This window comes from Dokdonella fugitiva (genome assembly GCF_004342425.1).
GTDB classification, from domain to species: Bacteria; Pseudomonadota; Gammaproteobacteria; order Xanthomonadales; family Rhodanobacteraceae; genus Dokdonella_A; species Dokdonella_A fugitiva.
The window spans coordinates 751937-763184 of record NZ_SLWQ01000001.1 but is presented as its reverse complement, the minus strand read 5'-3'; the positions used below and the strand labels follow the sequence as shown (position 1 = coordinate 763184).

4 protein-coding genes are annotated in these 11248 nt (G+C 70.5%); 3 read left to right on the top strand and 1 reads right to left on the bottom strand.

Annotated elements, in window-relative coordinates; genetic code table 11:
• From EV148_RS18620 to EV148_RS18345, 3 genes are all read left to right on the top strand, one after another.
• On the top strand, positions 1–3387 hold a 3387-nt coding region (locus EV148_RS18620), incomplete at its 5' end, for an IPT/TIG domain-containing protein (protein WP_199222701.1).
• A gap of 287 nt (positions 3388–3674) precedes the next feature.
• Positions 3675–7349 carry a GLUG motif-containing protein gene (locus tag EV148_RS03200; protein ID WP_158287290.1) on the top strand — a complete coding sequence of 1225 codons (3675 nt, stop codon included), beginning with the start codon at positions 3675–3677 and terminating at the stop codon, positions 7347–7349.
• Positions 7349–7864: a DUF11 domain-containing protein gene (locus tag EV148_RS18345; protein WP_158287289.1), complete on the top strand. Its 516-nt coding sequence runs from the start codon at positions 7349–7351 to the stop codon at positions 7862–7864. Before EV148_RS03200 ends, EV148_RS18345 begins: the two co-directional genes overlap by 1 nt.
• Before the next feature lie 230 nt (positions 7865–8094).
• Here the strand turns inward: EV148_RS18345 and EV148_RS03190 are convergent, their stop codons facing one another.
• Complete coding sequence (locus EV148_RS03190; RefSeq protein WP_131993330.1) at positions 8095–11232, bottom strand: efflux RND transporter permease subunit; 3138 nt, start codon at positions 11230–11232, stop codon at positions 8095–8097.
• Positions 11233–11248 lie beyond the last annotated feature (16 nt).

Below are 11248 nucleotides of genomic sequence, written 5' to 3'. Positions count from 1 at the left end.
TTCACGGTCAACAGCGCGACGCAGATCACCGCGACGACGCCTGCGCATGCCGCGGGTGCGGTGGCGGTCGCGGTGACGACCCCGGGCGGTACCGGCAGCAAGGCGAACGCGTACACCTATGTCGCCGCGCCGACGGTCACGGGCGTCGCGCCGACGCGGGGTCCCGCCGCGGGCGGCACCAGCGTCGTGATCACCGGCACGAACCTCGCGGGCGCGACGGCGGTCAGCTTCGGTGGCACCGCGGCGACCGCGTTCACGGTCAACAGCGCGACGCAGATCACCGCGACGACGCCTGCGCATGCCGCGGGTGCGGTGGCGGTCGCGGTGACGACCCCGGGCGGTACCGGCAACAAGGCGAGCGCGTACACCTATGTCGCCGCGCCGACGGTCACGGGCGTCGCGCCGACGCAGGGTCCCGCCGCGGGCGGCGCCAGCGTCGTGATCACCGGTACGAACCTCGCGGGCGCGACCGCGGTCAGCTTCGGCGGCACCGCGGCGACCGCGTTCACGGTCAACAGCGCGACGCAGATCACCGCGACGACGCCTGCGCATGCCGCGGGTGCAGTGACCGTCGCGGTGACGACGCCGGGCGGCACCGGCAGCAAGGCGAACGCGTACACCTATGTCGCCGCGCCGACGGTCACGGGCGTCGCGCCGACGCAGGGTCCCGCCGCAGGCGGCACCAGCGTCGTGATCACCGGCACGAACCTCGCGGGCGCGACCGCGGTCAGCTTCGGCGGCACCGCGGCGACCGCGTTCACGGTCAACAGCGCGACGCAGATCACCGCGACGACGCCTGCGCATGCCGCGGGTGCAGTGACCGTCGCGGTGACGACGCCGGGCGGCACCGGCAGCAAGGCGAACGCGTACACCTATGTCGCCGCGCCGACGGTCACGGGCGTCGCGCCGACGCAGGGTCCCGCCGCAGGCGGCACCAGCGTCGTGATCACCGGCACGAACCTCGCGGGCGCGACCGCGGTCAGCTTCGGCGGCACCGCGGCGACCGCGTTCACGGTCAACAGCGCGACGCAGATCACCGCGGCGACGCCTGCGCATGGCGCGGGTGCGGTGGCGGTCGCGGTGACGACGCCGGGCGGCACCGGCAACAAGGCGAGCGCGTACACCTATGTCGCCGCGCCGATGATCACGGATGTTGCCCCGGCCGAGGGGCCGTCGTCCGGCGGGACCCTGGTGACGATCACCGGCACGAACTTCGCCAGCGCGACCGGCGTCAGCTTCGGCGGCAGCGCGGCGACGTTCACGGTCGACAGCGCGACACGGATTACCGCGACGGCGCCTGCACACGCGGCCGGCGCGGTGGCGGTCACCGTCTCCTCGCCGGGTGGCGACGGCAACCTGCCAGGCGCGTACACGTATGTCGCGGCACCGACGGTGACAGGCATCGCGCCGGACCGCGGTCCGGTCGTCGGCGGCACCGAAGTCGAGATCACCGGCACGGGTTTCGCCGGCGCGTCGGTCGTGAAGTTCGGCACGACGCCGGCGATGTCGTTCACGGTGGACAGCGCGACGCAGATCACCGCGTTCGCGCCGGCGCACGCGGCCGGCGTCGTCGATGTCGTCGTGACGACGGTGGGCGGTGCCAGCGCAACGACGGGCGCGGACCACTACACCTACGTCGATCCGCGCCGCTGCCACGTGCGCGCCGATGCGACCGGTGCGAACGACGGCAGTTCCTGGGCCGATGCGTACACCGACCTGCAATCGGCACTCGCCGAAGCGGGCTGCGCCGAGGTCTGGGTCGCGCGTGGCGTCTACCGCCCCGTCGTGCCGGTCGATGCGGGCAACGTCACCGCGGCCGAACGCGCGGCCGCGTTCCGCCAGCGACCACTGACGGCGCTGTACGGCGGCTTCGCCGGCAGCGAGGACATGCTCGATCAGCGCGATCCGTCGGCGCAGCCGACCGTGCTGTCGGGCGACCTCGCCGGCGACGACACCGGTGCGATCGACGGCGTTGATCCGCTCGTGCCGACGGACGCATCGGCCGATGAGAACAGCCTGCATGTGCTCGTCATGGGCGGGGCCGGCCTGCCGATCGACGCGGCCACCGTGCTCGACGGCTTCATCATCACGGGCGGCCACGCGGACGGCAGCGGCGCGGACGGCAACGGCGGCGGTCTCGCCTGCGATGGGCGCGGCGCGGGCAACGCGTGCAGCCCGACGCTGGCGCGGGTCGTGTTCAGCGGCAACCACGCCGCGCTCGACGGTGGTGCGCTGCACGCCGACGGCAGCAACGGTGGCGACGCCAGCCCGGTGCTCGACCAGGCGCTGTTCCGCGGCAACCGTGCCGGCTGTGGTGGTGGCGCGTCGTTCGCGAACAGTGCCGGCACGAGCAATCCGGTGATCGCGCACTCGACGTTCGCCGGCAACACCGCGTCCACTGCAGGCGGTGCGCTGTGCCTGCGCTCCAACGCGGGCGGCAGCGGCACGCCGCAGCTCGGCAACGTTACCTTCAGCGGCAACCTCGCCGGCGATGGCGCCGGTTCGGGCAACGGCGGCGCGATCCATGGGCTGGCCGATTCCGCGGGCACGCTGCATCTGCAGGTGCGCAACGTGACCTTCAGCGGCAATCACGCCGCACTCGATGGCGGTGCGATCCACCTCTCCGCCGCCGACGGTGGCGTGGCCGCGGCGAGCCTGGGCAATGCCGTGCTGTGGAACGACAGCGCTGTGGGCGCAGGAGCGGAAATTGCCCTCGCGGGCGGCGCCACCGCGACGCTGGCACACGGCGTCGTCGATGGCGGATGTCCCGCCGGCGTCGCCTGCAGCGGCGCGATCATCAGCGCCGATCCGCGCCTCGGCGTGCTCGCCGACAACGGCGGCGCGACGCCGACGCACCTGCCCGGCGCGGGCAGCTCCGCCGTCGATGCCGGCGACGACGCCACCTGCGAGGCGGACGACCAGCGCGGACTGGCGCGCCCGCAGGGCACGCATTGCGACCTCGGCGCGGTCGAGGCGGGCCCGCCTTCGCTGAGCCTCGTGCTCGATCAGGCCGGTCCCGCCTGGGTGACGTACGGCGAGGTCGTCGACTACGTCGTGCGGCTGGTCAACGCCGGCGAAGGCGCCGCGACGAACCTCGCGGTGCAGGCGACATTCGGCGGCGGCGCCGACATCGGCAACACGCAGTGGCAATGCATTCCCGGCAGCATCGGCGCGACCTGCACGATCGCCGGCAACGGCCCTGTCGACGACAGCGTGACGATCCCGCCGGGCGTGAGCGTGACCTGGCTGATCCATGTGCCGGTATCGACCTCGACGCCGGCCGGCACGCTCGACTTCATCTTCGGCGCGAGCGGCATCGCGGCCCTGCACGACAGCTCGACGATCGTGCTGTTCCGCGACGGCTTCGAGGCGGGCGAGTCGCCTTGAAGCGCTTCAAAGATTGAAACACGAGGCACACGGAGCACGCGGGGAATTCAAGGCGAAGCCTGGAACACACGGACGCGAAGGAAGAACGGAGCCGGAACGATCGGAATACGTGGCACACGGAGCATGGGAGGTTCACCACTCGAGCCCTTGCTCTGCTCCGTGTTTCAATCGTCGAGCTTCGTGGGACAACGGCCGTGCGTGGGTATCGGCGAAAGATCGGGGTACAGGGCATGCGGAGTATCGGTATTCGAATGTGGTGGACAGCACGGGTCCTGGCAGCGATGGCGGTGGCGGCGTCGGCGCCTGCGCGGGCCGACTACCGGATCGCGCCGGTCGGTGGCGACATCACGGGCAGGCAGCTGTCGGCTCAGCTTGCCGCGGGTGACGTCAGCCTCGTCGCTGCATCCGGCGATCTCGTCGTCGACGATACGGTGAGCTGGGGCGCGCACACGCTGACGCTGTCGGCACCGGGCGGCGCGATCGACGTCAACGCCGTGATGACCGCGTCCGGTTCCGCGAACCTCGCGCTCGAGGCTTCCGCCGCGGGCGGCGTCAACATGGCGCTCGGCGGCAATGCGTCGACCGGCAATGCGTTCATCGGGCGCGTGGATTTCACCGGCAGCGCGCAGGCGTTGCGCCTCGACGGCGCCGATTGCACGCTGATCCGTGATGCCGCCGGGCTCCAGGCCATTGCCGGCAGCAGCCTCGAAGGTTGCGTTGCGCTGGCCGCCGACATCGACATCGGCGTGCTCGCGGGCTTCCAGCAGCTCGCCATCCAGCACCACGGCGTCCTCGACGGCCTCGGCCATGCGTTGAGCCTCGCCACCGACGGCAGCCTCTTCGTGATGTTCACGACCGTGGCGAGCGACGCGGTCATCCGCAATATCGGCCTGCAACGCGGCAACGTGTCGGGCATCGGGCCGCTCGCCTATACCAACAACGGCGTCGTCAGCAACGTGTATTCGGCGGTCGACGTGACCTACACCGGCCTCATCAACGGCGCCGGCAGCCTGCTCGGGGAGAACGCGGGCTACATCAACAATGCCTGGGCCAGCGGCAACGTGACGGCACAGTACGCCGGCGCCGGCGGCCTCGTCGGTTACAACCATGTCGGCAGCAACGGCGAGGGCGGTTCGATCCGCCATGCCTGGGCACGCGGCAACGTGAGCGGCGCCGCGGCGGGCGGCCTCGTCGGCATCGCCCAGTCGGGCACGATCCGCGACGCCTATGCGACCGGCAACGCGACCGGCGCGACCGGCGCGGGCGGACTGCTGGGCACGTCATTCGGCGGCAGTGGCAGCGCGCTCGAGAACGTGTTCGCGACCGGTGGCGTTTCGGGCGGCGGTGCAAGCGCCCTCGTCGGCTCGGCGACACCCAGTGCGATCAGCCATGCCTGGTTCGTCACCGACACGCCGGGCCTGCACCCCGACAACGGGGTCGGTAGCGCGACGACGCTCGCCAGCCTCGTCGCCGCGTTGCCGGCCGGCTTCGACGGCGCCGTGTGGGAAAACCAGAACGGTCGCACGACGCCATACCTGAAGTCGGTACCGGGCGCGGTCTACGTGAAGGCGGAAAGCGCGAGCGGCGCGAGCGCACGCGTGTACACGCCGGTATCGACGCTCGATCAGCTGCAGGCGATCGAGCACGACGTCGCCGGCGCATATGCCTTGTTCGAGGACATCGACGCGACGCCGACGCGCACCTGGAACAGTGGCCAGGGTTTTGCGCCGATCGGTCCCGCTTACTTCACCGGGCGCTTCGACGGCCTCGGCCACGTGGTCGCCCATCTTCACGTCGACCGCTTCAACACGAGCTATCTCGGCCTGTTCGCGATGATCGGCAGCGGTGGCGTGGTGCGCGGCGTCGGCGTCGAAGACGCTTACGTCCACGGCAACCAGTACATCGGCGCACTGGCCGGCGAGAACGACGGCAGCATCGTCGATGCCTGGGCCAGCGGCAGCGTGTCGGCTGCATTCGATGTCGGCGGACTCGTCGGCGCCAATGTCGGCAGCATCGACAGGGCCTATTCCACGGTTGCGGCCGCGGCCCAGGCCCATTCCACCGGCGGCCTCGTGGGTTACCACGTCATCGGCACGATCAGCCGTTCCTACGCCAGCGGTCAGGTGACGGGCACGAACAATGTCGGCGGCCTGGCGGGCCTCACGACCACCAGCAGCAGCATCAGCAACAGCTACTGGGACAGCTACAGCACCGGGCGCGCCGCCGCCGTCGGCAGCGGTGGCGCCGCGGTGACCAATGTCGGCGCGGTCACCAGCGATCCGGCGCAAGCGGGCGCGGCGAATTACGCCTTCGGGCAAAACGCGTATGCGAACTTCAACTTCGCCGGCGACTGGGTCGCGTTCGAGGGAACGCGCCCGTTCCTGCGCAGCGAGTGGCAGACGACGCTGACGAACGCGCACCAGCTGCAGCTGATGAACCTCGCGAAGGGCGCGCGCTACACGCTCGGCGGGCCCTACACGTCGTTCGGTCATGTCGATGCCGGCGAGACCGGGCGCAACGACGGGACCGCGGCCAGGAGCGCGGGCATGTGGGCGCGGACCGGCTTCGCCCCGGTGGGTGCTTCGGCAGCCGATCCCTTCACCGGCGAACTCGACGGCCAGCATCACGTCATCCGCGGCCTCGCGGTGCGCAATCCCGGCGCGGTCGCCGGACTGTTCGCATGGGTCACGGGCGGCAGCCTGCGCAACCTCGGCCTGCGCGACGTCGACATCATCGGCGCAGGCTATGTGGCCGGCCTCGCCGTGCGCATGGACGAACTCAGCGAAGCCCGCAACGTCTACGTCACCGGCCAGGTCAAGGCGATCGCCGCGCCGGCCAGCGGCGAGATCGAGCAGGCCGTTGCCGCGGGGCTGGTCGCCGTGCTCGACGGGAGCAGCATCGACGCGAGCTACGGCCGGGCCCGCGTCGAGGCGGTTGCCGGCAGCAGCGGCAGCTATGACCTCGGCATCGTCGGCGGGCTGGTCGGCGCCAACGTCGATGGCAGCCTCGGTCACAGCTACGCCAGCAGCGAGCTCGGCGTCGCCACGGATCCCGCCAGCCTCAACTACGCGGGCCAACTGGTCGGCGCCGACAACGGCGGCGTCTACCTCGAGGACTTCTGGGACGGCGACGCCGGCCCCACGGGCGTGGGTTCGGGCGATGTCGCCGGCGCGACGGGTCTGACGCGGACGCAATGGCTGTCGCAGGGCCCGATCGCGAGCGGATCGTGGGACACGACCGCCACGTGGGTCGCCGGCTATCCGTTCCCGCTGCTGCGAGGATTCCCGCACGTGCGCGTGATCGCGCAGGGCGCGCATGTGACGCAGGGTGTTCCGGCCGTGACGGCGGATTCGTATTCCGTCATCGACCAGGACGGTTTCGACGCGAGCGCATGGGTCGTGGGCACGCCGTCGTGGTTCGCCGATCCTGGCCTGCCCGCCGGCGCCGTCGCCAACATCGGCGGCACCGGCGTGACGATGGCGGCGGCATATCCGTTGCACGAGGTGACCTACGTCGGCTCGGACATCGTGCAGCCGCCGGCGATGCCACACCTCGCACTCTCGCTCACGCAGGGCGCCCCGGCCTACGTGACCTACGGCGAGATCGTCGACTACGTGGTCACGCTGGCCAACAGCGGCAATGCACCGGCGCTGGCCCAGGTGCAGGCGAGCTTCGCCGGCGGCGCGGATGTCGCGTCGGCGAACTGGCAGTGCATCGCAGGCAGCGTCGACGCGAGTTGCCTCGCCGCCGGTGCGGGCCCGATCAACGACAGCGTGACGATCCCGCCGGGCGTGAGCATGACCTGGCTGATCCACGTGCCGGTGTCGACCTCGACCACCGCGGGCACGCTCGACTTCACGTTCACCGCCGCAGGGATCGACGCGCTGCACGACAGTGCGACGATCGTGATCTTCCGCGACGGGTTCGACGGCGACATCGCATCGACGGAGGAAGCACCTTGATGAACGCACTGATCCGCGCGTCCTGCATCGCGCTCGCGGGCATGTCCGCATCCATCGCGCCGACCGCGCGCGCCGGCCAGGGCGCGCTCGTGCTCGAGGCGAGCGACGGCCACGCCTTCGCGCGCTACGGCCAGACGCTCGCCTACGTCGTCACGCTGACCAACAACGGCACGACCGCGGCGAGCGGCGTGGCCGTCACCGCCACGCTTTCGCCGGCGTGGGATGCAGCCGCTGCAAGCTGGACCTGCTACCCCGGCACCGACGGCGCGACCTGCACCGCGAGCGGCAGCGGGCCGCTCGACGACCTCGCCACCTTGCCGCCCGGCGCGCGCGCGACCTGGGTGCTGCAACTGCCGGTGCGCATCGACGCGGAAGACGCCATGGCGACGGTCGACGTGACCGCGACCGGCGCCGCGCCCGTGAGCGACACGAACGCGCTCGTGATCTTCAAGGAAGGTTTCGACGTGCCGTACGGCGACGGCACGCAGGACGTGGGCGACATCGTGGACGAGTGAAGCGGAAGACCGAAACCACGAAGGACACGAAGGGAAGCGCATCGAGTCGATCCGGCGCTGCGCCGCGCGGGGATGGTGGTATGCCGTCCGGCCGGGTGTCGCACGCTTTCCGCCTCTCCCGGTGCCGGAACCCATCGCCGGAAAGCGAGACCGATCCCACGACGACGCCAACCCTGGGCCGATATCCCTTCTTCGTGTGCCCGGTGTGCTCCGCGTTCCAGGCGTCCCTTTCAGGCGGAACGCGCGCGCGCGACCGCGGCGCGCCGCGCGCGGCGTTCTTCGCGGCGCCGGCGGCGGTGCTCGCTCATGCGCGCGAAGATGAGGTAGATCGCGGGCGTCGACAGCAGCGTGAGGCTCTGCGAGACGATCAGGCCGCCGATCATCGCGATGCCGAGCGGGCGGCGCAGTTCCGAGCCGACACCGAAGCCGATCGCGAGCGGCAGCGCGGCGCAGATCGCGACCATCGAGGTCATCATGATCGGGCGGAAACGCACCAGCGAGGCCTCGCGGATCGCCTCGAGCGGCGCGAGGCCGTGTTCGCGTTCGGCGACGAGCGCGAAGTCGACCATCATGATCGCGTTTTTCTTGACGATGCCGATCAGCAGCACGATCGCGATCATCGATACGACCGAGAGCTCCGTGCCGGTGAGGATCATCGCGAGCAGCGCGCCGACGCCGGCCGACGGCAGGGTGGAGAGGATCGTGACCGGGTGGATGAGGCTCTCGTAGAGCATGCCGAGCACGATGTAGACGACGATGATCGCGCCGAAGATCAGCAGCGAGCTGTCGCCCTGCTGGCGCTGGAAGTTGCGGAAGTCGCCGGCGAAGTCGAGGCGGATGTCGCCGGGCAGGCGCATGCCCGAAATCGTGCCCTCGATGATCGCCTGCGCCTGGCCCATGCTCACGCCCGGGGCGAGGTTGAAGCTGAGGCTCATCGTCGAAAACTGGCCTTCGTGGCTCACCTCGGTCGGTGCGATGCCGTCGACCATCTTCGTGACCGCGGTGATCGGCACCATCGCGCCGGAGTTCGAGCGCACGTAGAGACGTTCGAGCGAGCCCGGGTCGGTCGCCTGGTTCGGCAGCGCGCTGAGCACGACCTTGAACTGGTTGACGTCGGAATAGATCGTCGACACCTGGCGCTGGCCGAATGCGTCGTTGAGCGCGCTGTCGACCGCGGCGACGCTGATGCCCAGGCGCGTCGCGCTGTCGCGATCGACGACGAGCGTCTGGCGCGGGCCCGATTCGTCGACGTCGCTGCCGACGTCGCGCAGTTGCGGCACCTTCTTCAGTGCCTCGACGAGCTTCGGCGTCCATTGCTGCAGGCTCGCGATGTCGTTGCCCTTGAGCTGGACCTGGTACTGCCCGCCGCCACCACCGCCACCGCCGCCGCCCCCGCTCGGCAGGTCCTGCACCGGGCGCAGGCGCATCTGCACGCCGGGCATCGCCTGCGCGGCGCGATTGAGCCGCGTCATCACCGCGAACGTCGACTCGCCGTGGCGTTCGGCGAGCGGCTTGAGCGTGATGTAGAGCTGGCCCGAACCGCCGCCGCCGCGGCCGAAGCCGCCGCCGAGGCGCGAGCCGACGCTGTCCACCGCGGGATCCTGCATGACCAGCGCGGCAAGTTTCTGCGTCTGCTCCATCATGCGCGGCGGCGAGATGTCCGCACCCGCGCTGATGCGTCCCTGCAGCATGCCGGTGTCCTGCTGCGGGAACAGGCCGCTCTGCAGGAAGCGCATGAGGAACACGGTCACGACGATCAGCAGCAGCGGCTGCAGCGCGGTCAGGCGCGGCCAGCGCAGCGCGTGGTCGAGCAGACGGCGATACACGCCGAGCATGCCGGCATGGATCGCATCGATGCGCGCGCCGAGCCGTGACGGTTTCGCCTCGGCGTGCGGCGACAGGAAGCGCCCGCACAGCGCCGGCGTCAGCGTCAGCGAGACGAGTGCCGAGAACAGGATCGCCGCGATCAACGTGATGCTGAATTCCTTGAAGAACTGCTCGGTGATGCCGCTCGCGAACATGACCGGCGCGAACACCGCGACCAGCGAGGCGGTGATCGAGACGATCGTGAAACCGATCTCCTTCGCGCCGCGCAGGGTCGCCTCCAGGCGCGGCATGCCCGCGTCGACGTGGCGGATCACGTTCTCGATGACCACGATCGCGTCGTCGACGACGAAGCCGATCGCGATCACCAGCGCCATCAGCGACATGTTGTCGAGCGTGAAGCCGAGCACGTACATGACGATGAACGCGCCGGCGATCGACAGCGGTACCGCAGTCGCCGCGATCAGGGTCGGCGCGAGGCGGCGCAGGAACAGCGCCATCGTGACGATGACCATGCCGAGGCTGATCAGCAGGCTGACCTGCACCTCGTCGATCGAAGCGCGGATGATCGGCGTGCGGTCGAAGAACGGCGTCAGCGTCACGCCGGCCGGAAGCCACGTCTGCAACACCGGGATTTCCGCCTTGACGCTGTCGACCGTCGCGATGACGTTCGAATCGGCCTGCTTGCGGACGAACAACAGGATCGCGCGGCGCGTGCCGTACCACGCGGCCTGGTACTGGTCCTGCTGTCCGTCGCGCACGTTGGCGACGTCGCTGAGGCGCACCGGCACGCCATTCCTCACCGCAACGACGAGGTCGGCGAACTCCGCCGCCGTGTGCAGCGCGTCGTTCGCCGACACCGCCATCGTCGTGCGGCCGTCGGAGAGGAAACCCTGTGGCGAGGTCACGTTCGCCGCGGTCAGCGCGTTGCGCAACTGGTCGGGCGACAGGCCCATCGAATTGAGCGCACGCAGGTTGAGGTCCACGCGCACCGCGGGCGTCGCGCCGCCGGCGACGTCCACGTCGCTGACGCCGGGCAGCTGGCGGATACGTTGCGCGATCAGCGAATCGGCGTAGTCGTAGAGTTTCGACAGCGGCTCGGTGTCGGAGGTCAGCGCGAGCGCGAGCACGGGCTGGTTGTTCGGGTTCGCCTTGCGGTAGGTCGGCGCGTTGGTGAGCCCCGCGGGCAGGTCCGGCGCAGCCGCATTGATCGCGGCCTGCACGTCGCGCGCGGCGTCGTCGACCTTGCGGCTGCCGTCGAAGATGAGGATCACCGACGCGCTGTTCTCGCTGCTCGTCGAGTTGATCGTGTCGATGCCCGGGATCTGGCCGAGATGGCGCTCGAGCGGCGCGGCGACGGTCGCCGCCATCACGTCGGCGCTGCCGCCGGGCTGGCTCGCGCTGACGAAGATCACCGGCGGCTCGAGGTTCGGCAGCGCGGCGATGCCGAGCAGGAAGTAGCAGATCGCCCCCGCGACGAACAGGCCGATCGCGAGCAGCGACGTCGCGATCGGGCGGCGGATGAACGGCGCGGAGATGTTCATCGCGATCCCCCGTGCC